General features: G+C 62.8%; 23 protein-coding genes. 13 read left to right on the top strand and 10 right to left on the bottom strand.

The features are described 5' to 3' along the window. Positions 1-121 precede the first annotated feature (121 nt). A complete protein-coding gene (locus P3T20_RS10385; protein ID WP_074263498.1) occupies positions 122-1,003 on the top strand; it encodes a pirin family protein in 882 nt (293 codons plus the stop codon). 158 nt (positions 1,004-1,161) lie between these two features. Then, positions 1,162-2,010: a thioredoxin gene (gene trxA, locus P3T20_RS10380; protein ID WP_429286829.1), complete on the top strand. Its 849-nt coding sequence runs from the start codon at positions 1,162-1,164 to the stop codon at positions 2,008-2,010. A gap of 40 nt (positions 2,011-2,050) precedes the next feature. Here the strand turns inward: trxA and tcdA are convergent, their stop codons facing one another. Beyond that, entirely contained in the window at positions 2,051-2,917 is an 867-nt protein-coding gene (tcdA, locus tag P3T20_RS10375; protein ID WP_429286828.1) for a tRNA cyclic N6-threonylcarbamoyladenosine(37) synthase TcdA, read from the bottom strand. A 225-nt stretch (positions 2,918-3,142) separates the two neighbouring features. On the opposite strand from tcdA, the gene pdxH reads away from it, so the two are divergent. From pdxH to P3T20_RS10360, 3 genes are all read left to right on the top strand, one after another. Next, positions 3,143-3,784 carry a pyridoxamine 5'-phosphate oxidase gene (gene pdxH, locus P3T20_RS10370; protein ID WP_429286827.1) on the top strand — a complete coding sequence of 214 codons (642 nt, stop codon included), beginning with the start codon at positions 3,143-3,145 and terminating at the stop codon, positions 3,782-3,784. Between the two features lie 144 nt (positions 3,785-3,928). Continuing rightward, positions 3,929-5,152 (top strand): class I SAM-dependent methyltransferase, encoded by a 1,224-nt coding sequence (locus tag P3T20_RS10365; RefSeq protein WP_429286826.1) that lies wholly within the window; start codon positions 3,929-3,931, stop codon positions 5,150-5,152. Between the two features lie 79 nt (positions 5,153-5,231). Then, the gene (locus tag P3T20_RS10360) at positions 5,232-6,602 is read left to right on the top strand and encodes a DUF72 domain-containing protein (RefSeq protein WP_429286825.1); all 1,371 of its coding nucleotides are present in this window, start codon (positions 5,232-5,234) and stop codon (positions 6,600-6,602) included. 81 nt (positions 6,603-6,683) lie between these two features. On the opposite strand, the gene msrA is transcribed toward P3T20_RS10360, so the two are convergent. Beyond that, positions 6,684-7,232 (bottom strand): peptide-methionine (S)-S-oxide reductase MsrA, encoded by a 549-nt coding sequence (gene msrA, locus P3T20_RS10355; RefSeq protein WP_429286824.1) that lies wholly within the window; start codon positions 7,230-7,232, stop codon positions 6,684-6,686. 343 nt (positions 7,233-7,575) lie between these two features. Here msrA and P3T20_RS10350 point away from each other — a divergent pair, with 343 nt between their 5' ends. Further along, entirely contained in the window at positions 7,576-8,085 is a 510-nt protein-coding gene (locus P3T20_RS10350; protein ID WP_429286823.1) for a flavin reductase family protein, read from the top strand. Between the two features lie 98 nt (positions 8,086-8,183). On the opposite strand, the gene P3T20_RS10345 is transcribed toward P3T20_RS10350, so the two are convergent. Next, positions 8,184-8,699 carry an Lrp/AsnC family transcriptional regulator gene (locus P3T20_RS10345; protein WP_074263491.1) on the bottom strand — a complete coding sequence of 172 codons (516 nt, stop codon included), beginning with the start codon at positions 8,697-8,699 and terminating at the stop codon, positions 8,184-8,186. Positions 8,700-8,830: 131 nt separating this feature from the next. Here P3T20_RS10345 and kynB point away from each other — a divergent pair, with 131 nt between their 5' ends. Genes kynB through kynA form a run of 3 tightly spaced genes read left to right on the top strand, consistent with a single transcriptional unit; the run spans position 8,831 to position 11,765 of the window. Next, the gene (kynB, locus tag P3T20_RS10340; protein WP_074263490.1) at positions 8,831-9,475 is read left to right on the top strand and encodes an arylformamidase; all 645 of its coding nucleotides are present in this window, start codon (positions 8,831-8,833) and stop codon (positions 9,473-9,475) included. Between the two features lie 30 nt (positions 9,476-9,505). Beyond that, positions 9,506-10,756, top strand: a complete 1,251-nt coding sequence (gene kynU, locus P3T20_RS10335; RefSeq protein WP_074263489.1) for a kynureninase — start codon at positions 9,506-9,508, stop codon at positions 10,754-10,756. Positions 10,757-10,766: 10 nt separating this feature from the next. Next, on the top strand, positions 10,767-11,765 hold the full coding sequence (gene kynA / locus P3T20_RS10330) for a tryptophan 2,3-dioxygenase (protein WP_429286822.1): 999 nt from the start codon (positions 10,767-10,769) through the stop codon (positions 11,763-11,765). A gap of 52 nt (positions 11,766-11,817) precedes the next feature. On the opposite strand, the gene P3T20_RS10325 is transcribed toward kynA, so the two are convergent. Continuing rightward, the gene (locus P3T20_RS10325) at positions 11,818-12,807 is read right to left on the bottom strand and encodes an AraC family transcriptional regulator (protein WP_429286821.1); all 990 of its coding nucleotides are present in this window, start codon (positions 12,805-12,807) and stop codon (positions 11,818-11,820) included. A 441-nt stretch (positions 12,808-13,248) separates the two neighbouring features. On the opposite strand from P3T20_RS10325, the gene dalD reads away from it, so the two are divergent. The 3 genes from dalD to P3T20_RS10310 all read left to right on the top strand — a co-directional run bounded on the left by dalD (position 13,249) and on the right by P3T20_RS10310 (position 17,317). Continuing rightward, positions 13,249-14,655, top strand: a complete 1,407-nt coding sequence (dalD, locus tag P3T20_RS10320) for a D-arabinitol 4-dehydrogenase (protein WP_074263486.1) — start codon at positions 13,249-13,251, stop codon at positions 14,653-14,655. A 158-nt stretch (positions 14,656-14,813) separates the two neighbouring features. Continuing rightward, positions 14,814-16,295: a xylulokinase gene (gene xylB / locus P3T20_RS10315; RefSeq protein WP_429286820.1), complete on the top strand. Its 1,482-nt coding sequence runs from the start codon at positions 14,814-14,816 to the stop codon at positions 16,293-16,295. 74 nt (positions 16,296-16,369) lie between these two features. Beyond that, the gene (locus P3T20_RS10310; RefSeq protein WP_074263484.1) at positions 16,370-17,317 is read left to right on the top strand and encodes a sugar-binding transcriptional regulator; all 948 of its coding nucleotides are present in this window, start codon (positions 16,370-16,372) and stop codon (positions 17,315-17,317) included. A gap of 52 nt (positions 17,318-17,369) precedes the next feature. Here P3T20_RS10310 and P3T20_RS10305 read toward each other — a convergent pair whose 3' ends face one another. From P3T20_RS10305 to P3T20_RS10280, 6 genes are all read right to left on the bottom strand, one after another. Continuing rightward, positions 17,370-18,479, bottom strand: coding sequence for an ABC transporter ATP-binding protein (locus P3T20_RS10305; protein ID WP_074263483.1), 1,110 nt, complete (start codon positions 18,477-18,479; stop codon positions 17,370-17,372). A gap of 111 nt (positions 18,480-18,590) precedes the next feature. Continuing rightward, positions 18,591-19,295, bottom strand: coding sequence for an HAD family hydrolase (locus P3T20_RS10300; RefSeq protein ID WP_429286819.1), 705 nt, complete (start codon positions 19,293-19,295; stop codon positions 18,591-18,593). Then, positions 19,292-20,161 (bottom strand): carbohydrate ABC transporter permease, encoded by an 870-nt coding sequence (locus P3T20_RS10295; protein WP_429286818.1) that lies wholly within the window; start codon positions 20,159-20,161, stop codon positions 19,292-19,294. The genes P3T20_RS10300 and P3T20_RS10295 overlap by 4 nt, the downstream gene beginning before the upstream one ends. After that, on the bottom strand, positions 20,158-21,093 hold the full coding sequence (locus P3T20_RS10290) for a carbohydrate ABC transporter permease (RefSeq protein WP_074263480.1): 936 nt from the start codon (positions 21,091-21,093) through the stop codon (positions 20,158-20,160). The genes P3T20_RS10295 and P3T20_RS10290 overlap by 4 nt, the downstream gene beginning before the upstream one ends. Positions 21,094-21,271: 178 nt before the next feature. After that, the gene (locus tag P3T20_RS10285; RefSeq protein WP_429286817.1) at positions 21,272-22,594 is read right to left on the bottom strand and encodes an ABC transporter substrate-binding protein; all 1,323 of its coding nucleotides are present in this window, start codon (positions 22,592-22,594) and stop codon (positions 21,272-21,274) included. A gap of 78 nt (positions 22,595-22,672) precedes the next feature. Next, the gene (locus tag P3T20_RS10280) at positions 22,673-23,455 is read right to left on the bottom strand and encodes an L-iditol 2-dehydrogenase (protein ID WP_074263478.1); all 783 of its coding nucleotides are present in this window, start codon (positions 23,453-23,455) and stop codon (positions 22,673-22,675) included. Positions 23,456-23,800: 345 nt separating this feature from the next. Between P3T20_RS10280 and P3T20_RS10275 the strand changes: the two genes are divergently transcribed. After that, complete coding sequence (locus tag P3T20_RS10275; protein WP_429286816.1) at positions 23,801-24,757, top strand: metal ABC transporter solute-binding protein; 957 nt, start codon at positions 23,801-23,803, stop codon at positions 24,755-24,757. Positions 24,758-24,774: the final 17 nt, after the last annotated feature.

Here is a 24,774-nt window from a genome sequence, read left to right as displayed (position 1 = left end):
CCTTTGGTTTTGTCGGAAGAGAGAGTTTAGCGGAGCAACCTCGCTTCGTCGAAAGCCGCCAAACAACATCCTCCCCCGCACACCAGTAGAATGACCCCAATCCTCCCCAACGAGCGTGACCATGTCCTCCTCGATCAAAGCAGTCCTCAAGCCCCATCTGCGAGACGTAGGCAGCCTGAGCGTGCGTCGCGTGCTGCCGGCGCTGGCCGCGCGCCTGATCGGGCCGTTCATCTTCTTCGATCACATGGGTCCCGCCGTGCTCGAACCCGGCGTCGGCCTCGATGTCCGTCCGCATCCGCACATCGGCCTCGCCACGGTCACGTATCTTTTCGAAGGCGCGATCATGCATCGCGACAGCATCGGCTCGGAGCAGAAAATCGTCCCTGGCGACGTCAACTGGATGACCGCCGGCCGCGGCATCGTCCATTCGGAACGCACACCCAACGAAGACCGCGCGAGTGGCCTCGCCATGCACGGCATCCAGACCTGGGTCGCGCTGCCACTGGATCACGAAGATACCGAGCCGTCCTTCGAGCATCACGCCGCTGCCACGCTGCCCGAGATCGAACGCAACGGCGTCACGCTGCGCGTGATCGCCGGCACGGCGTTCGGCCAGACCGCGCCGGTCACGACCTTCTCGGGCACGCTTTACGTGGCCGCGCATTTCACGCCCGGCAGCGCGTTCGCGCTGGAACCGGAACATGAGGAACGCGGCGTCTATCTGGTGGAAGGCGATCTGGAGATCGACGGGACGCCGCTCGAAGTCGGCACGATGGCAGTGCTGGCGCTCGATGAAACGGTCACGCTCGCCAGTAGCAACGGCGCCACCGTGATGGTGCTCGGCGGCGACAAGCTGGACGGGGAACGCTTCATCGAATGGAATTTCGTCGCCAGTTCGCGCGAGAAAATCGAGCAGGCCAAGCTCGCGTGGACGAATCAGGAAATGGGCAAGGTGCCCGGCGAAACGGAGTGGATTCCGCTGCCCGAGCGGAAAGCGCACTGAGTGCTTCGGCCGGTGCAGCCGCGTAGCGGTGTGGCAACGCGCCGGTGTCCACGGAGACGCCCAATTCCGCCCCCCGCCGTGAACCCAGCCCCTGCGCATTGAACCCACCGCATTCGCCCCCATCTACCGGGACGAACCGTTATACCGACGAGGATGCAATGGAAACAAGTCTGGCCACTTTCGAAAAAGACGTTATCTCCGCCTCGACGCTCGCCCCCGTGCTGGTCGACTTCTGGGCGCCGTGGTGCGGCCCGTGCAAGACGCTCGGGCCGATGCTGGAAAAACTCGAAACCGAGTATGCCGGCAAATGGCGCCTGGTGAAGGTGAACGTCGACGAGAATCAGGAACTGGCAGCGCACTTCCAGGTGCGCAGCATTCCGCACGTGATGGCGTTTGCTGACGGACGTCCCGTGGACCAGTTCGTCGGCGTGCTGCCGGAAGGTCAGTTGCGCGAGTTTCTGGACCGGCTGGTGCCGCAGGGCGCCGACGCCGCACGCGCCGAAGCGCAGGCCGCTCTCGCCGAAGGCCATCGCGAAGATGCATACGACGCACTCAAGGAAGCGCTTGCCTACGATCCGGGCTATGACGACGCCCGCCTCGACCTGATCGAGTTGCTGCTGGAAGACAACCGCATCGACGAGGCCCGCAACGAGGTCGATCTGCTGTCGCCGAAAACCACCCAGGGTATTGACGCGCGCTTCAACGCGATCAAGACGCGCCTCGACGCGGTCGATGCCGCGGCCGACCTGCCGCCCACCGACGCGCTAGAAGCGCGTGTGGCCGCCGAGCCTGGCGATCTCGAAGCACGCTTCGACCTCGCTAGCGCGCTGATTGCGCGGCGTAACTATGCTGGCGCGCTCGAGCATCTGCTCGCCATCGTGCAGCGCGACCGCACGTTCCGCGACGATATTGGCCGCAAGACCATGCTGTCGGTGTTCGATCTGGCCGCACACCAGCCGGAAATCGTCTCGCAGTGGCGGCGCAAGCTCAGCGCGGCGTTGTTCTGAGGAGCGGAGAACCTTTGAGCCGCGAGGCAACCTAAAGGCGCTAAGCCGCCGCCGCCCGCTGCCCTAACGCGCGCAGCACATGGGCTGCGGCGGCGAAACCGAAGCTCGCCGTCACACACACGCTCGAACCAAACCCCGCACAGTTCAACCCGACCGGCCTGGCATACCCCGGCGAAGTGGTGACGTGCTCGGCGACCTCATCGATATCGCAGACCGCCGCTTCCGGGTAGATCAGCGGCTCGTCCGAATACACCGCACTCACCTTGAACTTCGCCTTCGGCCCGCGCGGAAAACCATGCTGTTTGCGTAATTGCGCGCGCACCTTCGAGAGCAGCGGGTCCTGAATCGTCAGCGCAAGATCGTCGATGCGGATGCGCGTCGGATCGAGCTGACCGCCCGCGCCGCCCACCGTGATCAGCGGCTGCCCCTGTTCGACGCACCATGCGATCAACGCGGTTTTGGTACGCACGCTGTCGATTGCATCGATCACGTAATCGAAACCGCCGCCCAGCAGCGCCGCAAAATTATCCGGCTCGATGAAGTCTTCAACGAGACGTACGTCGCATAGCGGATTGATCTGCGCAATCCGCTCAGCCATGGCGTCGACTTTCGGCTTGCCGTAGTTGCCGTCGAGCGCGTGAATCTGCCGGTTCGTGTTGCTCTCCGCCACGTTATCCAGATCGATCAGCGTCAGCGAGCCCACCGCGCTGCGCGCCAGCGCCTCGGCCACCCACGAGCCGACGCCGCCAATCCCGATCACCGCGACGCTCGCACGCTCGAACGCCGCCAGTGCCGGCGCGCCGTACAGCCGGGCGATGCCGCCAAAACGCCGCGCGTGGTCGGCGGCTTCAAAGCCGCCGGGGCTGGTAGTAAGATCGGAAGGCGCGGCAGTGCCAGGCGTGGACATGGTCGGGGGCTCGTCGAAAACGGACATGGAGGCGGACAAAGAAGCGGGGAAACACAGAAGCGAATCGCGCGCATGTGCCAATCCGCTATTTTGCCTGATCACGTGGCCATGAACGCTGCAGCCCTGCGCGAACCGTGGCTTTAGCGCCTGCACGGGTTGTCACCGCGCACGCAGAAAAGTTGTTCCCTGGCTATACTGGATGAACTGTAGCGTTCGCATAAGAACATGACCTCACTCGCCGAACTTCGGAAAAATTATTCGCTAGGTTCAATGGACGTCGGCGATGTCGACCACAACCCGTTTCGCCAGTTCGAAGCATGGTTCGCACAGGCGCTCGATGCCCAGTTGCCCGAACCAAATACGATGACGCTCGCCACGGTCGATTCGCGCGGCCGGCCTTCGGCCCGAATTGTGCTGATCAAGGGCGTCGATGAGCGCGGCTTTGTGTTCTTCACCAACTACGACAGCCGTAAAGGCCGCGAAATCGCGGACAATCCGCATGCGAGCCTGCTGTTCTACTGGATCGAACTCGAGCGCCAGGTGCGCATCGAGGGCAAGGTCGTAAAGACAAGTCCCGCCGAAAGCGATCAGTACTTCCAATCGCGCCCGCTCGGTTCGCGGATCGGCGCATGGGCATCGGATCAAAGTCAGGTAATTGAAAGCCGCGCGGTACTCGAAGCGCGAGAGAAAGAAATTAGCGCGAAGTACGGCGATCAACCGCCGCGGCCGCCTCACTGGGGCGGCTACCGGCTGGTTCCGGATGCCATAGAATTCTGGCAGGGCAGGCCGTCGCGTTTGCACGACCGGCTGCTCTACACACGTGCGGTGCAAGACGGCGACTGGCAAATCGCCCGGCTATCGCCCTGAACCTATAACAACGCCGGCGCGCTAGCCTTGCAAGCTGCGCGTGCACCGGCAGGATCGCGCGGCCATTCGGTGTGGGAGTGACGCCAAGGCACGCAGCGACCTGAAAAGCTTTGCTTTGTATTTCATCGGACACGGAGAAATCACATGTTCTGGGAGAAGAAGCTGGCGCAGTGGGTTGAAGACGTAAAAACCAGGGCGAACCTGCCAGCACGCCTTGTTCTGTGGGACGGCCAGCAACACGACTTCGGGCAGTTTGCCGCGCCCCAGGTCACCTTGCACGTGAAGAGCGCAACGGCGTTGCCCTACCTGCTCGAACCGAGCCTCGACAATCTGGGCGAGGCGTACGTGAAGGGCAAGATCGACATCGAAGGCAAGCTGTCGGACATCATCAACATCGGCTACTCGCTGGCACGCAACACCGTGACCAGTGCAAGCAAGCTGGCGCGGGTGCGACGCTACTTCAATCACTCGAAATCGTCGGACAAGAAAGCCATTCAGTACCACTACGATGTCTCGAACGAGTTCTACAAGCTGTGGCTCGACGAGAACATGGTGTACTCGTGTGCGTACTTCGAAGAGGGCGATGAAGATCTCGCCACTGCGCAGATCAAGAAGATCGACCACATCCTTACCAAGATCCAGTTGCAGCCAGGGCAGCGTCTGCTCGACATCGGCTGCGGCTGGGGTGCGCTCGTGCTGCGGGCCGCCTCGAAGTTCGGTGCGAAGTGCGTGGGCGTGACGCTGTCGCAGAACCAGTTCGATCTGGCTACCGCACGCGTGAAAGCCGCCGGGCTTGAAGACCGGATCGAGATCCGCCTGCAGGACTATCGCGACGTGGAAGGCCAGTTCGACCGCATCACGAGCGTGGGCATGTTCGAACACGTCGGCCGCAAAAATCTGCCGGGCTACTTTCAGAAGATCCACGATCTGCTGGTGGACGACGGCATTGCAATGAACCACGGCATCACGTCGAGCGATTCGGACAGCGGCGAAACGGCGCTTGGTGGCGGTGAGTTCATCGATCGCTACGTGTTTCCCGACGGCGAACTGCCGCACATCAGCCTCGCGCTCGAATCGATGCAGCGCGGCGGGCTCGAGGCAGTTGACGTCGAAAGCCTGCGCCGTCACTATGCGCACACGCTCGATATCTGGGCGGAGAATTTCGAAACCCATGCGGAAGAAGCACGCAAGCTCGTCGACGACGAAAAATTCCGCATCTGGCGGGTGTATCTGGCCGGCTGCGCGTATGCGTTCGAAAACGACGACGTGTCGATCTACCAGGTGGTGTGCCGCAAGGCTGGCCGCAGCGCGAAGACCTTGCCGTGGTCGCGCCGGTACATGTACGAGAGGCAGGACAAACCGCTGTGATGCGGTTGCGCCGGAGCTAGCACTATCAGCCGCGCGATCGTTCCGGCGCAACCCTTGACAGTGAGAAGATCAGGAATCGATGGACGAGGGCGGAGCGAGCGAATTTGCGTCGGTGACGCAGGTGAAGGCGGGGACGGACGCGGTCAGTGAGGGCGCCGCCACGCTGGACGCGGATGCCGGGCAACTGGATCTGTTTGGCATGCCGGTGGGCATGCCCGCTTCTTCGTCTGCTCCTCCCCAAGCTGCGCCGGACGGCGTTTCCGGCACGACCCGGCAGCGGCAAGCGCGAACCTCTTTGGCCGCTTCGCTATGGGAAGAGGAGACGGAAGCCGACGAGGCTGATGCCGAATCCGGGGCTGAAACGGAACCCCACACGGACGAGGCGCTCTCGTCTGACGCCACGGCACCCAAAAAACGCCGCTCGCGCGACGTGATCGCCGCCGAACCCTCTTCCGATGTCCTCGAAATCGCCGCCGGGCTCCCCCCGCAGATCCATCTCGGTACATCCACGTGGTCGTTTCCTGGCTGGAAAGGCATCGTCTACGGCGACGACTACAGCAACAGCAAACTCTCTCGCGACGGTCTGACCGCATACGGCCTGCATCCGCTGCTGCGCACGGTGAGCATCGACCGCTCGTTTTACGCGCCGCTTACCGTCACTGACTATCTGCGCTACGCGCAGCAGGTGCCGGAGCATTTCCGCTTCATCGTCAAGGCGCCCGCGCTCGTCACCGATGCCACCGTGCGCGCCGAGCGCGGCGAACCGGTCTCGCTCAATCCGTGCTTTCTGAACGCGCAACTGGCCATCGACGAGTTCGTGCGGCCCTGCCTCGACGGACTCGGCGCGAAGGCCGGCGCGCTTGTGTTCCAGTTCTCGCCATTACCCGATCAGATGCTGGCGAACCCCGCCGGCTTCATCGAGCAGCTCGCCGGGTTTCTCTCAGCATTGCCGGTTCTACCCGAAGGCACGCGCTACGCGGTCGAGATTCGCGACGCATGCCTGCTGACGCCGCGCTTCATCCGCACGCTGAAAGCGACCGGGGTGCGATATTGCGTAGGGATTCATGCGCGCATGCCCGACCCGCTGCGCCAGGCAGCGGCGCTCGCGTTGCTCGACGGCGAGCCGGCCGGTCCGCTGATCGTGCGCTGGAGTCTGCACGGCGGCTTCAAATACGAACAGGCGAAGGCAAAGTACGATCCGTTCGACCGTCTGGTCGACGAAGATCCGGCCACCCGCACAGCACTGGCCGAACTGGCCGCCCGCTACGCGATTGCCGGGCAGCCGGTGCTGATCGCCGTGAACAACAAGGCGGAAGGCTCGGCGCCGCTGACCTGCGTGAAACTCGCGCGGGCGATTGTCGAGGCGTACTCACGATTGCTGGACGAAGCGGCAAACCGCGAACCGGCACCGGCACCGGCACCGGCACCGGCAGCCCCCGAGAGCATCTGACATCCCGCACCTAGCGCCTGGGCCCAAGCAGTGCACGCTCAAACCGGAACGAGCCGGACTCCATCGCCGGTCACCCAGCGCTCAACCCGCCTTGACCCGATGCGCGAACTTCTGACGAAACTTCGCGACCTTCGGCGCCACGACGAACGAGCAATAGCCCTGATCCGGATGCTGGGCGAAATAGTTCTGATGATAGGCTTCGGCCGGCCAGTAGTTGCCGTCGAGCGGCAACACCTGGGTGACGATCTGTCCGTCGTAGATGCCTTCGGCGGCAATCTCGCGAATCGCCTGCAACGCCGTTTCGCGTTGCGCTTCCGAATGCGTGAAGATCACCGAACGGTATTGCGTGCCGACGTCGTTGCCCTGCCGGTTAAGCTGGGTCGGATCGTGGATCGCGAAGAAAATATCCAGAACCTCGCGGTAGCTGATGCGTGCCGGGTCGAAATCTATCTTCACGACTTCAGCATGCCCGGTGACACCGTCGCACACCTGCTCGTAAGTCGGGCGCTCCGTCTGACCGCCCGCGTAGCCGGACTCCACGACATTGACGCCGTCGACGCCGAGAAAAACCGCTTCGAGGCACCAAAAACATCCACCGCCAAGGGTGGCGGTTTCGACTGTTTCACTCATGTTGCCTGCTCCTCGTTGGTTGCCACCCGCGGATACGGCGGGCCTCGCCGCGCCGCCGCCCCTTTTCACGCCTGTCGTGCCAGACCGCCGGCGGACATTTACCGCTAGCCGCATGAAGCGGGCCACGCCTGCGGCGGCGGTTCATGGCAGCTAAAGCGCTCGAAGGCAACTGGAAAGAATTGAGGTCGCCTGATGGCGACATCGGCCAAGGTTCGCGGCCAGTTCGCCCGCGATTCCGTTAAAATTGGGACAAATCGCCGATTTTCTACATGACTTTCGATTCAATTTATACCCTCCGCGCGCCATATGCGGCCGCCCGGCCAGCCCTGCGGATCTGCTTCCGATGAAGCGCGCCAGTCCGCCCAATTTCGACCAGCTCGCCTTCAAAAAGGCGTTGGGCCAGTTCGCCACCGGCGTTACCGTCATTACGACACGTGCGGCGTCGGGGCGGTTGATCGGCATCACGGCGAGCTCATTTAATTCGGTGTCGCTCGCGCCGCCGCTCGTGCTGTGGAGCCTCGCGACGCGTTCAGCGTCGATGCCGGCATTCCAGACGAATAGCCACTATGTCGTCAACGTGCTGGCCGCGTCGCAGCTCGATCTGTGCAAGCGCTTTGCGACCGTGAAGGGTGACCGCTTCGAGGGTGTCTCACACGCGGCGGGCGATTCCGGGATGCCGGTGCTCGACGGTGCGCTAGCGTGGTTTGAATGCCACAACCGCAGCCGCTACGAGGAAGGCGACCACGTTATTTTCGTTGGGGAAGTGGAACGCTGCGGGATCCGTGAGGATGCCGGGGAGATTGCACCGCTGGTGTTCCAGAACGGCGAATTCCACGGACTAAAGCCGCTCTAGGCGGCTCATGTTGCGTCCGGGCCGCGAGTATTTGCGCGCGGAATCGGCCCGCGGCATGCTGCCGGCGCCGTTTCTCCGGACTTCCTCCGCGCTTTCATTCAGTCGCCTGCAACCACGCTGGTTCTGGCCATCGCTCCCGGCACCAGTTCCACCGGCACGCCCGAATCCTCCTTGAGCGTCTGCAGAACGATGTTCGAGCGGATATCCATCACGCCGGGCGCCTTATACAGCCGCTGCAGCACGAAATCCGAGTAGTGCTTGAGGTTGTGCGCGAGCACCCGCAGCAGATAATGAGTCTCGCCCGTCACGACGAACGCTCCCACCACCTCCGGCCAGTCCCTTAACGCCTCGGCGAAACGCTCGTGCCAGTTTTGCTGGTCGTTGCGCATCGATACCTGCACGAACGCCTCCAGTTCGAAGCCCAGCACCTCGCGGTTCAGGCACGCCCGGTAACGTTCGATCACTCCCTGCTCTTCCAGCAAGCGCAACCTCCGCAGACACGCGGAGGGCGAGAGCGAGATCCGCTCTGCCAGGTCGAGATTGCTGATCCTTCCCTCTTGCTGAAGCACCGTCAAGATACGGCAATCGGTGGCGTCGAGCGAGATCGCGTTCATATTCGGTCTCCCTTTCCTGTTTGCATCAAATTATGTTCCAAGGGAGACCAAAAAACGAGATTTTTTCGCAAGCACATTTCATCTCGCCCCGCCTATCATTCGAGAGATACACAGAAAGGCGCATCGGAGACATGACTACACTCTGGGACATCACCCCCGCCGTCGATACCGCGACGCCCGTCTGGCCGGGCGATACGCCGGTTGGCATCGAGCGCGTCTGGCGCATGGAGGCGGGCTCGCCCGTCAACGTCGGACGGCTCACGCTCTCGCCGCATACCGGCGCACATACCGACGCTCCGCTTCACTACGACGCCAAGGGCGCCGCCATTGGCGCGGTGCCGCTCGACGCATATCTGGGCCGCTGCCGCGTGATCCATTGCATTGGCGCAACACCGGTGGTCACGCCCGAGCATGTGGCCGGCTCGCTGGACGGTATGCCACCGCGCATCCTGCTGCGCACCTACCAGCAAGCGCCGACCACGACGTGGGACAGCGCATTCTGCGCAGTCGCGCCGGAGACGATCGATCTGCTGGCGTCGCGCGGCGTCAAGCTGATCGGCATCGACACCCCGTCGCTCGACCCGCAGGAATCGAAGACGATGGACGCGCATCACCGCATCCGCGCGCACCGGATGGCGATTCTCGAAGGAATCGTGCTGGATGCCATCGCGCCCGGCGACTACGAACTGATCGCGCTGCCTCTCAAATTCGCCACGCTCGATGCGAGCCCGGTTCGCGCCGTACTGCGCGCGCTGCCCGCCGCCGAACTCGGCTGACCCACTCTTATTTTTTGACTCTGGACCATCATGAAAAACCGTGACGAAGCCGTAGCGCTCGACCGCGCCGACCCGCTTGGCACCCTGCGCGACCAGTTCGCGCTGCCCTCGACCACCATCTACCTGGACGGCAACTCGCTTGGCGTGCCGCCGGCCGCCGCCGCGCAGCGCGCGCAAACCGTGATCGCCGCCGAATGGAGCGAAGGACTGATCCGCAGCTGGAACAGCGCGGGATGGTTCGCATTGCCGCGGCGCCTGGGCAACAAGCTCGCACCGCTGATCGGCGCAGCGCACAACGAAGTCGTCGTCACCGATACGATTTCGATCAACCTGTTCAAGCTGCTTTCAGCCGCCGTGCGTCTTGCGAACGAGCGCGACCCGAAGCGGCGCGTAATCGTCTCGGAACGCTCGAACTTCCCGTCGGACCTGTATATCGCGCAGGGGCTGATCGAGCAGCTCGACCGGGGCTATGAACTGCGCCTCGTCGACGATCCGTCCGAACTGCCTGCGGCGATCGGCGACGACACCGCTATCGCGATGATCACGCACGTGAACTACCGCACTGGCTATATGCACGACATGGCGGCGCTCACGAAACTGATTCACGACAAGGGCGCGCTGGCGCTGTGGGACCTCGCGCATTCGGCGGGCGCGGTGCCGGTGGATCTGAACGGCGTCGGCGCGGATTACGCGGTGGGCTGCACGTATAAGTATCTGAATGGCGGCCCCGGCTCGCCGGCGTTTGTGTGGGTGCCGCATCGTCATCAGAATGCGTTCGCGCAACCATTGTCGGGCTGGTGGGGTCATCGTGCGCCGTTCGAGATGAACCCGGTCTACAAGCCCGATGACGGCGTAGGACGCTTCCTGTGCGGCACGCAGCCGATGGTGTCGATGGCGCTCGTGGAATGCGGACTCGACGTGTTCCTGCAAACCGATATGCAGGCGGTTCGCCAGAAGTCGCTGGCGCTGACCGATCTGTTCATCGAACTGGTCGAATCGCGCTGCGCCGAGTTTCCGCTTACGCTCGTCACGCCGCGCGATCATGCGCAACGCGGCTCGCATGCGAGCTTCGAACATCCGCACGGTTATGAAGTGATGCAAGCGCTGATTGCGCGCGGGGTGATTGGCGACTATCGCGAACCACGTGTGTTGCGCTTCGGCTTCACGCCGCTGTACACGCGCTTTGTCGACGTGTGGGATGCCGTCGAAACGCTGCACGAGGTGCTGGTCAAAGAGACCTGGCGTGCACCGGAATTTGCCGCTCGCGGCGCGGTGACCTGAGGAGCGCGCGATGACCGATCATATGCAAACGCCAGGGCTGCCTGGTTCACCTGATGAGTCTGCTGCTGCGCCGGTGCAGGGCGGCTGTCCGTTTGGTCACGGCAGCAGTACCACTGCTGCAGTTCACGCTGCTTCAGCGCCACATGTCCCGGCGGCGGATGACGAAAACGAAAGCGCGGGCGAGACCGACAACGGCTGGCACAACGCCCAACTCGATTTCTCGAAGTCGATGAGCTACGGGGATTACCTCTCGCTCGGCTCCATCCTGTCTGCGCAACATCCGCTATCGCCGGATCACAACGAGATGCTGTTCATCATCCAGCATCAGACGAGTGAACTGTGGATGAAGCTTGCGTTGTACGAGCTGCGCGCCGCGCTCGAAGCGGTGCATCGCGATGAGTTGCCGCCCGCGTTCAAGATGCTGGCGCGCGTGTCGCGCATCATGGAGCAGTTGGTGCAGGCGTGGAGCGTGCTGTCGACGATGACACCGTCCGAATATACGGCGATGCGCCCTTACCTGGGTAGCTCGTCCGGTTTTCAGTCGCATCAATACCGGCAGATCGAGTTCCTGCTCGGCAACAAGAATGAACTGATGCTGAAGCCGCATGCGCATCGGCCTGACGTGCTCGCCGAAGTGCAGGCCACGCTCGAAGCGCCTTCCTTCTATGACGAAGTGATCCGTCTGCTCGCGCGGCGCGGATTTGCGATTGCACCCGAGAGGCTGGAGCGCGACTGGACCCAGCCGACCACGCACGATGCGTCAGTGGAAGCAGCATGGCTCGAGGTTTATCGCAATCCGTCGCAGCATTGGGAGCTGTATGAGATGGCTGAGGAGCTGGTCGATCTGGAAGACGCGTTTCGGCAGTGGCGCTTTCGTCATGTGACGACGGTTGAGCGGATCATCGGCTTCAAGCAAGGCACGGGGGGTACCAGCGGTGCGCTGTATCTGCGCAAGATGCTTGACGTGGTGCTGTTTCCAGAGTTGTGGCATGTGAGGACGATGCTTTAGTCCGGAGACGCTCGCTCCACCACCATGGGACGAGCGACGTACCTCGAACCTGCTACGTCGCCCGATAAGCGCCAGCCGATATCCGCGCACGCCCCCGCTTCTGCACCGCCGGCACAATCGCCGGAGCATCAGCAACACCGTCACCACGACCCGCGGCTTCATCGGAAGCATCGCGGCTCGCGTCGTTCAGATGCTGGTAACGGCGAAACTTCGAAGGCGACATACCCTTCGCAAGCAGGAACTGCCGGTTGAAATTGGACAGATTGTTGAAGCCGACCTTGTAGCAGATATCGGTCACGCTCAACTCATCGTCCATCAACATCTGGCAGGCGAGATTGATACGCATGCGGTTGACGTACTGCACGAACGGCATGCCGGTATGACGGCGAAAATAACGTGAGAAAGCGCTCACGCTCTGCCCCGCCAGTTGCGCGAGATCCGACTCACGCAAGTCCGAGGACAGATTCTTGCCAATATAGGACAGCGCATGATTGATGCGCGTGGCGGCGAAACCGGTCGGATCCGTCTGATAAGCAGGGCTCGCCAGCAGTTCGGTATCCTGAGCACTCACCAGCACTTCGAACATCGACATGAACAGCACGATGCGGCGTAAGCCACGCGCGTTCAACAGCTCCATAAAGAGCGGCTGGATCGCCGCGCTGGTTTGCGCGCCGAACGACACCCCACGCCGCGAAGCGGCCAGCAACGCCTCCACCTGCCGCCACTCCGGAAAGCTCTCCATACAGTGCGCGACGAACTCCTGTCCGAACTGCACGACCAGATTGCGCCGTTCAACGGTTTCGCCTTCCGGCACGTCGCTCACCCAGTTGTGCGGCAGGTTCGGCCCCACTATCACCAGATTGCCAGGCACAAAGTTGCTGATGTGATCGCCAACGAACACCTTGCCGGTCGTCGCCACGATCAGATGGATTTCGTATTCGGGGTGGAAATGCCAGCGCACCGTGCGGTACGGATACCCGTGGGACCACACCTTGAACGATTCGTCGCGGCGCACGGCCACGAGCTCGAGATCGGGTTGCACGTGTCTTCCTCCATTGAAGCGGCTTACTGCAGCGCTGATTTCTGGCGCGCGCAGCCGATCTTCGGTTTGTATAACGGAAATTAGCCCTCAAACGCGCCGCGCACCACTAAAAATGAGACCGCAGACTGATACTTTTTTGCATCGGGGTTACTCCTGACGCTTTGAATGTCAAATTTGATGCATTGCAACAGCCCTGCAAAGGGGCACCAGACAACGCTGCCCACTCTCCGCACACCTCGCAGAAGCCCCGCCACGCGGCGCTGCGCCACAGATTGAGGCGTTTGCCGCCTTGACTTTCGATTCGCCGGATACGATCATTCGTTCACATGCAGAGCAAATGCTCCACCCAGAAAACGCACGCGTAGACCGTGCGTGAAAAACTTTCGCAAGGGATCGACACGAGCGCTAAAGCGCTAACTCCGATCCACAAAGGAGACACCTATGAACAGCGGCCAAAGCGGCGTCGCGAACGCCCACGTGATCTTGCACATTGGCGCAGGATCGTTTCACCGCGCCCATCAGGCGTGGTATCTGCACCGCCTGAACGAGCTACGCAAGGAAGGCGAACCGCGCTGGTCGCTCACGGTCGGCAATATTCGCGGCGACATGAACGCTGTGCTAGAAGGGCTCGCGGCGCAGGACGGTGTTTACACGCTCGAAACCGTCACGCCGGCCGGCGAGCGGGAGTATGAGACGGTGCGTTCGATCGAGCGTGTGGTGCCGTGGTCGGAGACCCTCGATGGGCTGATCGAAGCCGGCGCCGATCCGGCCTGCAAGATCATCGCGTTCACGGTCACCGAAGGCGGCTATTACCTCGACGAGCACGACCGCCTCGATACCGCCCTTGCCGACCTCGCCGCCGACCTCAAAGGCGCCCGCACGACCATCTACGGCGCATTGGCGGCGATTCTCGAAGCGCGCATGCAGCGCAACGCCGGACCAGTGACGCTGCAAAGCTGCGACAACCTGCGCAGCAACGGCGAGCGTTTTCACGCCGGAATGAGCGAGTTCCTCGAGCGCAGCGGCGCCGCCGCGCTCGCGGCCTGGTTCGACGCCAATACGAGCTCGCCGAGCTCGATGGTCGACCGCATCACGCCACGACCCACCCCCGATGTGCGCGAACGCGTGCTGGCCGCCACCGGCTTCGACGATGCCGTGCCGGTGATGGGCGAAGCGTTTATCCAGTGGGTCATCGAAGACCGCTTTTGCGCGGGACGTCCGGCTTGGGAGCGGGTCGGCGCGGAGCTGGTTGAATCGGTGGTGCCGTATGAAGAGGCCAAGATCCGCATCCTCAATGCCACCCATAGCTGCATTGCCTGGGCCGGAACGCTGGTCGGGCTGAACTACATCCACGAAGGCACGCAAGACGCTGAGATCCGCCAGTTCGCCTTCGATTACGTCACACAGGATGTGATCCCCTGTCTCACGCCGAGTCCGCTCGATCTGGCGCGCTATCGCGACGTCGTGCTCGACCGCTTCAGCAATCCGCATATCCAGGATACCAATCAGCGGGTCGCGGCCGACGGCTTTTCGAAGATCCCGGGCTTCATTGCCCCGACCCTCGCCGAGTGCTTCGAACGCGGTGTCGAGCCGGCGGCCACGGCCATGCTGCCCGCGCTGTTCTTCCGCTTTCTCGACCGCTGGCAGGCCGGCAAGCTGCCGTACAAGTATCAGGACGGTGTGATGGACGAACGCGTTGCGCGCGCATTCTTTGCCGCGCCCGACCCGTTGCAGGCGTTCTGCGCCGATCGGCTTCTGTGGGGCAGCCTCGCGCAAACGCCCCATCTGGAGAAGGCGCTGCGCGGTGCGCTAGCCCGCGTGGATGCGTGGCTAGCCACGCGCGCCTAAGGTTCGGGGGCGCGCCCACCGCGCCCCCGCCTCCTTGACACACTGCCGCGGCCACCACGAACCACCGCACGCCGTCCCGGGTCAGGTCTAACGCCCATGGCATCGACCGCCGTGTGCGGCTACAGTAGCGCATCCCCAACGACGAAGGTTCCGCGCCCATGTATCTCGGCATCGACCTCGGCACGTCCGAAGTGAAAGTCCTGCTGCTCGCGTCAAACGGACGCGTGATCGGTACGGCAGGCTCTCCGTTTACCGTTTCGCGCCCGCATCAGCGCTGGGCCGAACAGAATCCCTCCGACTGGTGGGAAGGCATACGCGCCGCCCTCTTTGCGCTGCGCGCGAAGCACCCCGACGAATTCGCCCAGATCCGCGGCATTGGCCTCTCGGGGCAGATGCACGGCGCCGTGCTGCTCGATGCGCAGGACCGTGTACTGCGCCCGGCGATCCTGTGGAACGACATGCGCAGCGTCGAGGAATGCGCCGAGCTGACCGAGCGTGCGCCGGAGCTGCACCAGATAGCCGGCAATCTCGCGATGCCAGGTTTCACCGCGCCCAAACTGCTGTGGGTCGCACGTCATGAGCCGGAGATTTTCCGGCAGACAGCTTATGTCCTGCTGCCGAAGGATTATCTGCGGCTGCAGCTGACCGGCGACAAGGTGTCCGATCCTTCGGACGCCGCGGGCACGTTGTGGCTCGATGTCGCCAAGCGCGACTGGTCCGACACGCTGCTCGCCGCCTGCGACATGAGCCGCTCGCAGATGCCGCGTCTGTGCGAAGGCAGCGAATCGTCCGGCATCTTGCGCGCCGACGTGGCCCATGAGTTTGGCCTCGGCGACGGTGTCGTCGTCGCGGCAGGCGGTGGTGACAACGCGACGAGCGCGATCGGCATCGGTGCGACGCAACCGGGCGACGGCTTTGTCTCACTGGGCACCTCGGGCGTGCTGTGTGTGGTCGGCGACAGCTTCCGGCCGAATCCGTCATCCGCGGTGCACGCGTTTTGCCACGCGATTCCGGACCGCTGGCATCAGATGAGCGTGGTGCTCTCGGCAGCGAGTTGCCTGCGCTGGGTCTGCAAGCTCACCTCCACCGACGAACCCACGCTGCTCGCCGAAGTCGAAGCGCTGACGCCCGAAGCTTTGGCGAGCGCGCCATTTTTCCTGCCGTATCTATCCGGCGAGCGCACGCCGCACAACGATCCGTATGCGCAGGGCGTGTTCTTCGGCATGAATCACGCCACCGATCGCGCGTTGCTCGGTTATGCGGTGCTCGAAGGCGTGACCTTCGCGCTCACTGACGGGCTCGATGCACTGCGCGCTGCGGGCACCGAGGCGAGCGGACTGTCACTGCTTGGCGGCGGCGCGCGCAGCAACTACTGGGCGCAACTACTGGCGGACGCGCTAAACACCACCACCCGCAAGCACGGCGGCGGCGAAACCGGCGCCGCGCTCGGCGCGGCCCGCCTCGGCTGGCTGGCGGCAGGTGGCGATCCGGCGCAGGTGCTCACCAAGCCCCCGGTCGAAATGGAATTCACCCCGGACCCGGCGCGACACGCGGCCTTGCGCGCGCGGCTGGATGGTTTCCGGACGCTGTATCGGCATGTACGGCCGCTGTTCGACCCGTCGCGCGAGCGGCTGGCTTAGCGATGACGTCCCCCATGCCGGAATCAGCAGACTGAGAGACTGCTATCCTCGGCGCAAACCACAAGAAGCCCACCGTGCCCAAGTCCAACGAAAAACTCGACCTCGCCACACGCGCCGCGTGGCTCTACTACGTCGCAGGCAACACCCAGAACGAGATCGCCGAGAAGCTGCAGGTGTCGCGCCCGGTGGCACAGCGGCTGGTCGCATTCGCGGTCGAGAAAAACCTGATCCGCGTGCGGGTCGATCATCAGCTCGCCGATTGCCTCGCGCTCGCCGAGCAGTTATCGAAGCGCTATGGCCTCGCGATGTGCGAAGTGGTACCGGTCGACAACGACACCGCCGAGGAAGTCGACCGCAAGCTCGCCGTCGCCGGCGCGCAGGTGATGGAACGCTATCTGAACGAAGAAAAGCCAATGGTGGTCGCGGTGGGCAGCGGCCGGACGCTCAAAGCCGCGGTCGACCAGATCGCCCAGCTGGAGCGTCCGCAACACCGGTTGGTATCGATGGTCGGGGCGATCGCCCAGGACGGCTCCTCGAACCGCTACGACGTCGCGCTGCACATTTCGGAGAAGACCGGCGGCAAGCATTTTCTGCTGCCCGCGCCGCTGCTCGCCGATAGCGAGGCCGAGCGCGCGCAGTGGTGCAATCACCGTCTGTACCGGATCGTCGAATCGCTGACGGGCGAGGCCGATGTGGCGTTTGTCGGGATTGGCAACATCGGACCGCACTGCCCGCTATACGAGGATGGGTTTATTACGTCGAGCGAAGTGAAGGAGCTCGTGCAAAACAAGGCGGTGGCCGAGATCCTCGGTCTGCCGATCGACGCAGCGGGTGGGCACGTCGAATCGTCGACGGGGCAGCGCGTCACCAGCGTGGCGCTGGATTCGCCGCCGCGGCGGCCCACGATTGGCTTCGCCGGCGGCGAGCGCAAGCGCGAGGCGGTGATTGCAGTGCTCAAAGGCGGATGGCTGTCGGGGCTGGTGACCGACGAGTTGTGCGCACGAGCGGCGCTGGAGGCGTGAACGCTACAGGCAAGATGCGCCGGCTATACGCGGCGCACCTTGTGTTCTTCGCTTAAGCAGCCAGTACCTCGACAATCTTGCGCTGGAACGCTTTCCCTTGGGCATCGAACAGATGGCAATGCTCGGGCGTCGCGCCGAGCTTCTGCGTCTCGCCCTTCGTATGCCGTTCGAGCGGCGGAATACGCGCAATCAGACCTTCCGGCGACACACTCGATTCCGCGTACAGATAAGCCGCATCCCCAAGCGATTCAATCGCCATCGTGCGTGCCGAAACGCCGTCATCGGTCGTGCCGACGTGCAGATGCTCGGGGCGAATCCCAACCGTCACCTTGTCGCCCTGCTTCACCGTGCCCGGCTCCACTGCAACGCGCTGGGTCTCGCCGGTTTCGTAGCGCACCGTGACGCCGTCGTGCGTAACCGACTGCACCACGCCCTCCATGAAGTTCATTTTCGGCGAGCCGATAAAGCCTGCCACGAAGCGGTTGGCCGGCGCGTGATACAGCATCGTCGGGCTGCCAACCTGCTCGACATTGCCCGCCGATAGCACCACGATCTTGTCCGCCAGCGTCATGGCCTCGACCTGATCGTGCGTCACGTAGATCATCGTGGTCTTCAGCTCGTCGTGCAGACGGGCGAACTCCAGGCGCATCTTCACGCGCAGCGCGGCATCGAGGTTCGACAGCGGTTCGTCGAAGAGGAACACCTTCGGCTTGCGCGTAATCGCACGGCCGATGGCCACGCGTTGCCGCTGGCCGCCCGACAACTGCTTGGGCTTGCGGTCGAGCAGGTGGTCGATGTGCAGAATCTTCGCTGCATTGCGCACCGCCGCGTCGATCTCCGGCTTCTTGGTGCCGGCAAGCTTCAGCCCGAACGCCATGTTGTCGTACAGCGTCATGTGCGGATAAAGCGCGTACGACTGGAACACCATCGCAATGCCGCGCTTTGCCGGCGGCACGTCGTTCACGCGCGTGCCGTCGATATTCAGATCGCCGCTCGTGATGTCCTCGAGGCCGGCGATCATGCGCATCAGCGTCGATTTCCCGCAGCCGCTCGGGCCCACGAACACAACGAACTCACCGTCCGCGATGTCGAGATTGACGTCGCGCATCACTTCATTGTCGTCGTAGGCTTTTCTGATGTTGCGCAGAGTTAAGCTTGCCATGATGTGTCTCCGTATGTTTCTCGTACTACGTTAATCCAGTTTGACAGCGTCCGCTAGCGGCGTGTGCCTGTCTCTTTCCGCACCCGGCTCGCAAACCCTCTCGATACCTTCTCAATGCAATGCCGCCGTCACGCGCTGGCTCCATTGCGCCACCAGCTCGGGCAGTTGCGTCATATCGTCGAATACGTGGGAAGCGCCCGCCGCATGCAACGCGCCGATCTGCGCCTCGCTCGCGTGACCGCCTCCGATAAAGCCCAGCACCGTCATTCCTGCCGCGCTGGCCGCCGTCACGCCGGTGACGCTGTCTTCCACGACCAGACAGGCGCTGCTCGCCAGACCGAAACCTTTTGCCGCCGCCAGATACACGTCCGGAGCGGGTTTCGGCATGGCGACGGCATCGGCACAGTACAGCCGGCCATCGAAGAACTTCTCGAGGCCCGTGCGCGCCAGCACCGTTTGCACATACGCCTTGAAGCTGTTGCTCGCGCATGCCTTGATAAGCGGAATCTGCGCGAGCGCCTCGGCAATGCCGGCGACTGCGGGTGCCTGCATCGCCGCAGCTTCGACGGCGTGGCGTATCGAGGCCATGTCTTCCGCGCTCAGGCTGCGGCCCAGTTGCGCGGCCGCGTTTTCGAGCACCCGTTCGATGCGCAACCCAAGCAGTGGCAGCACCACCGGTTCGACGTCGGTATCCGGCCAGCGCGCTTCCAGTTCATGCACCAGCATGCGCGCCGCCACCGCTTCGCTGTCGATCAGGACACCGTCGCAATCGCAGATCAACGCCGGCCGGTTACCGGTCACGGGGTTACCGGTCATTTAACCGCCCCGAACGTCAGCCCACGCACCAGTTGCTTCTGCGAGAGCCAGCCGACGATCAGGATCGGCGCCACCGCCAGCAGCGAAGCGGCCGAAAGCTTGGCCCAGAACAACCCTTCAGGACTCGAGTACGACGCGATAAACACCGTCAGCGGCGCCGCGTTCGAACTGGACAGGTTGATACTCCAGAACGCCTCGTTCCACGACAGGATTACCAGCAGCAGCGCCGTGGAAGCCAGGCCCGGCAGCGACATCGGCATCAGCAGGAAGACAATTTCCTGCCAGGTCGCCGCGCCATCCATGCGGCCTGCTTCAAGAATATCGCGCGGAATCTCGGCGAAGTACGTGAAGGTCATCCACACCGCAATCGGCAGATTGATCAGCGTGTAGACGATCACGAGCCCCGACACCGTATCGAGCAGCCCGGAGTTCTTCCACAGCAGATAGATCGGCACCAGCACGCCCACCGACGGCATCATCTTCGTCGACAGCATCCACAGCAGCAGCTTCTGCGTGCGACGGGTCGGAAAGAACGCCATCGCGTAAGCACACGGCACGGCGAGCAACAGACACAGCACCGTGACGCCCGCCGAAATCAGCACCGAATTCCACGCGAACGAGAAATAGTTGCTGCGTGCGAACACCTCACGGAAGCTGTCCAGCGTCGGGATGAAAAACAGCGACGACGCATAAGCCTGCTGCTCGGTCTTGAACGCGGTAATCGTCATCCAGAAGATCGGGAAGAACAGCAACAACGCGATCAGCCATGCGAACACACCAGGAATCGCGCGCTTGAAGACGGCCCACGGCGCGTTCTTCGACGAGGTGGTCGACGACGAAACAGGTGAAGCGGCAACGTGGCTCATTTTTCGTACTCCCCTTTCAGGTTCTTCGCGAGCATGCGGACAAGGAAGAACGACACGATGTTCGCCAGCACCACCGCGAGAATCCCGCCGGCCGAGGCGAGGCCCACGTCGAACTGTTGCAGGCCGAGCGAATAGATCAGGTAAGACAGATTGGTGGTCGCCGTGCCTGGGCCGCCGCCTGTCGTCGTATAGATTTCAGCGAAGATCGACAGCAGGAAAATGGTCTCCATCATCACCACCACCGCAATCGCCCGTTTCAGGTGAGGCAGCGTGATGTAGAAGAACATCGAGAAGGCACCCGCGCCGTCGATCTTGGCCGCTTCCTTTTGCTCCTGGTCGAGCGACTGGATGGCTGTGAACAAAATCAGGAACGCGAACGGTAGCCACTGCCACGAGACGATCATGATGATCGCGGTGAGCGGATAGTCGGCGAACCAGTCGATCGGCTGCATGCCTATGGCGCGCATACCCTGCGCGATCAGGCCGTACACCGGATGCAGGATCATGTTCTTCCAGATCAGCGCGCTGACCGTCGGCATCACGAAGAACGGCGCAATCGCCAGCAGCCGTGCGACACCCTGGCCGTAGAACTTACGGTCGAACAGCACCGACATCAGCACGCCGCCCACTACCGTAATCACCAGCGTGGCGATAATCAGTTCGAGCGTGTGTCCGATCGACGGTCCAAACGACGGGTCTGTAGCGAGGTACTTATAGTTGTCGATCCCCGCAAAACCCTTTTCATCAGGGTTGAGCAGGTTGTAGTGCGAGAACGAAAACCAGATCGTCATCGCCAACGGGATCGCCATCCACAGTACCAGTACAGCAGTGGACGGCGCCGCTAACCAGCGCGCGGAATTGGCTTTGCGCGTTTCGCGCTCTTTTTCGGTCTGGGGAGTGGCATGCATGAGAGGAAGGCGCAGAGGACGCATGATGTGACCACCTGTTCGGTAAAGCGCGGTAAACGCGCGGCTGAAGGTTCAGCCCGAGGTGCTGCCGGTCGCGGCGAAGCGGGTGCGACCGGGACGTGGCTCAGGCGTAACGGCTCAGCCGCGACGGCCCGCTGTGCTGCAAGGGCCGGCCGACTGGCGTCGGCCGGCGTGTTTCACGTCACTTCAGATAACCGGCCTGACGCACAGCACGTTCGGCGGTAGCCTGTCCGGCTGCCAGTGCCTGGTCGACGGTCATCTGTCCGGCGAGGGCACCCGAGATGCTTTGGCCCACTACCGTACCAAACGACTGAAACTCAGGAATGCCGACGAACTGCACACCGGTGTACGGCACAGGCTTGGCCGTCGGGTGATTCGGATCAGCCGTTTCGATCGCCTTCAGCACGAAGTCGGCAAACGGTGCGGCCGCCTTGTACTCAGGACGAGCATAGGTCGACTGACGGGTTCCCGGAGGCGCCGAGGCCCAGCCTTCATCCTTCGCGACCATCTCGATGTATTCCTTCGAGGTGGCCCACGCGATGAACTTCTTCGCAGCATCAGCCTGCTTGGACGACTTCGGAATTGCCAGCGCCCAAGCCCACAGCCAGTGTGCGCCGTTCGGCGTCACTTCGGTCGGAGCGGCAGCAAAACCCACCTTGTCGGCGATCTGCGATTGCTGCTTGTTGTACAGCATGCCGGCCGCCACCGTCGCATCGATCCACATCGCGCATTTGCCCGATGACATCAGCGTCAGGTTTTCGTTGAAGCCGTTCGAGCTCGCTCCCGGAGGGCCGTCTTTTTGCAGCAGGTTGACGTAGAAGCCGATAGCCTTCTTCCATTCCGGCGACGTCAATTGCGGTTCCCACTTCTCGTTGAACCAGCGGCCGCCGAAGGTGTTCACGACCGTGGTCGCGTACGCCATGTTTTCGCCCCAGCCGGCCTTGCCGCGCAGGCAGATGCCGTAGATGCCGTTGGCCTTGTCGGTGAGCTTGTCGGCGAATTGCTGGATCTGGTCATAAGTCGGCTGATCCGGCATCGTCAGACCCTTCGCTGCGAACAGGTCCTTGCGGTAGTACGTCATCGAGCTTTCGACGTAGAACGGCAGCGCATACAGCGAGCCGTTGTACGAGAGCCCCTCGCGCGCCGTCTTCACGACGTCGTTCAGATCATAGGCGGCGGGCAGGTTCGTGATCGGGGTGAGCCAGCCGCGCTTGCCCCATTGCGGCGTCTCGTACGCACCGATCGTCATCACGTCGAACTGGCCGCTGCCGGTCGTGATGTCGGTGGTGGCGCGCTGACGCAGCACGTTTTCTTCCAGGATCACCCAGTTCAGCTTGATGTCCGGATTGGCCTGCTCGAACGCCGGCGACAGCTTCTTCAGCTCGATCATGTCCGGGTTGTTCAACGTCGCGATCGTCACCGTCGCGGCCGAGGCGTTCAACGCTGCGCACGCAACGGCGGCGGCACCGACGGCCTTGAGCGCGGGTTTCATGGCTGCTTTCATCACTTGTCTCCTTTCTAGTACGTTATGTTTTACTGCGTTGTTGTGCAAACGGGCGTTAAGCAGGTAAGGGCCCACGGGTTAGCTCATCCAGTTGCCACCGTCGACGTTCAGCGTCTGTGCGGTGATGTAATCCGCATCAGCGGAAGCAAGGAACAACGCTGCGCCGGTCAGGTCGTCGGGAACACCCATACGGCCAAGCGGCACCGCCTCGCCGACCAGACGCTTCTTTTCGCCGGGCTGACGGTTCTCATATTTCGCGAAGAGCGCGTCGACCTGATCCCACATCGGCGTATCCACGACCCCGGGTGCGATCCCGTTGACGTTGATCTTGTGCGGCGCCAGCGCCAGTGCAGCGGACTGCGTATAGCTTAGTACGGCGGCTTTGGTTGCGCAGTAGTGTGAAACGAGTGCCTCGCCGCGCCGGCCGGCCTGCGATGACATGTTGATGATCTTGCCGCCGTGGCCCTGCTCGACCATGCGCTGGGCGACGGCCTGCATCAGGAAGAACATACCTTTGACGTTGACGGCGAAGAGGCGGTCGAAGACGTCCCAGGATTCGTCGAGAATCGGACGCATGTCGAACAGCGCGGCGTTGTTGAAGAGAATATCGATCTGGCCGAAGCGTTCGACCGTGCTTGCGACAATGCGCTGGATGTCCTCGCGGCGCGTGACGTCGGCGCTGATGGTCAGCACCCGGTCGCCGTCCGCGTTGCGCAGCGCTGCTCCGAAGCCGTCAGCCGGCTTGACGTCGACCAGCACGCAACGCGCACCTTCGTCCAGATACCGGCGGGCAACGGCTTCGCCGATTCCGCTCGCTGCACCTGTGAGGATCGCCACTTTCCCTTGCAATCGCGTTGCCACTGCGTGTCTCCGGTTCGTTTCGAGTTTTGTCGCGCGGTGAGCGAACGCTCGTTGCGCGAACAATTGCTCTGTTGGTGATCGAATGATCGGATACGCGTCCGGTCATGTCAAGGCGGTTAACGAGATTTCGATGGTGCAGCGCGGCAGTGCCGGGTGGAGTCCGTTCGTCGTGCTCTGTCGAGGCCGCGGCACGCACCTGTGGCGGCAATACGCCGGCAGCGGACTGCCCTCTGCCGCTGACAAACTTATTAGATACGTTATATCATTGCATCCCAGCTTAACCGCGAAGCTCTCCCGGATCGCCCGGCCCCCTTCGCATTCAACTCTTTAGCAGCAGGGATACCGATGAACAAACTCAGCTTGAAGTGGCACGATGCGCGCCGTGCGCTCAGCCTGTCGAAGTATCTGGTGGCCGGCGCCGCCGTGCTGGCGCTCAGCCAGGGCTCCTTCGCGCAGGATGCGAAGATCCAGGTGGTGGCCGCGGAGAACTTCTACGGTGACGTGGTGCATCAGCTGGGCGGCGACCATGTGGACGTCACCAGCATCCTGAGCAACCCGGACGAAGACCCGCATCTGTTCGAAGCGAGTCCGAAGACCGCCCGCGCGTTGCAGCACGCGAACCTTGTGGTCTACAACGGCGCCGATTACGATCCGTGGATGGCGAAGCTGCTGAACGCATCGAAGAACAATGCAAAGCGCACGATCATCGTCGCCGCCGATCTGATCGGCAAGAAAAGCGGCGACAATCCGCACCTCTGGTATAACCCCGCAACCATGCCCGCAGTAGCCCGTGCAGTCACCACCGCACTCGAAACGGCTGACCCGGCGAACAAGTCGGCGTACGATGCGAACCTCGCGAAGTTCCTCGATTCGCTCAAGCCGATCGACGCCAAGGTGGCCGATCTGCACGGCCGCTATGCCGGCGTGCCGGTGACGGCAACGGAACCGGTATTCGGCTACATGTCGGATGCCATCGGCCTGACGATGCGTAATATGCGCTTCCAGCTGGCGACGATGAACGACACGGAAGCGAGCGCATCGGATATCGCTACGTTCGAACGCGACCTGCGCGAAAAGCGCGTGCGGGTCCTGATCTATAACAGCCAGGCAACCGAGGCCCTGACCAAACGCATGTTGAAACTCGCGCAGCAATCGCACGTGCCGACCATGAGCGTCACGGAAACGGAACCGGCCGGCAAAAACTACCAGGTGTGGATGCTCTCGCAACTGGACGCGCTCTCCGCGGCGCTGGCGGCGGGTGATACCGGTGCGCCGGCAGCGGCGTCAGCGGTAGCCAAATAAGGCAGTAACCAACGGAA

The organism is Paraburkholderia sp. GAS206C (assembly GCF_050435645.1).
Taxonomy (GTDB): Bacteria; Pseudomonadota; Gammaproteobacteria; order Burkholderiales; family Burkholderiaceae; genus Paraburkholderia; species Paraburkholderia phenazinium_B.
The sequence above is the reverse complement of the archived record's forward strand: the minus strand, read 5'-3'. Positions and strand labels throughout refer to the sequence as shown.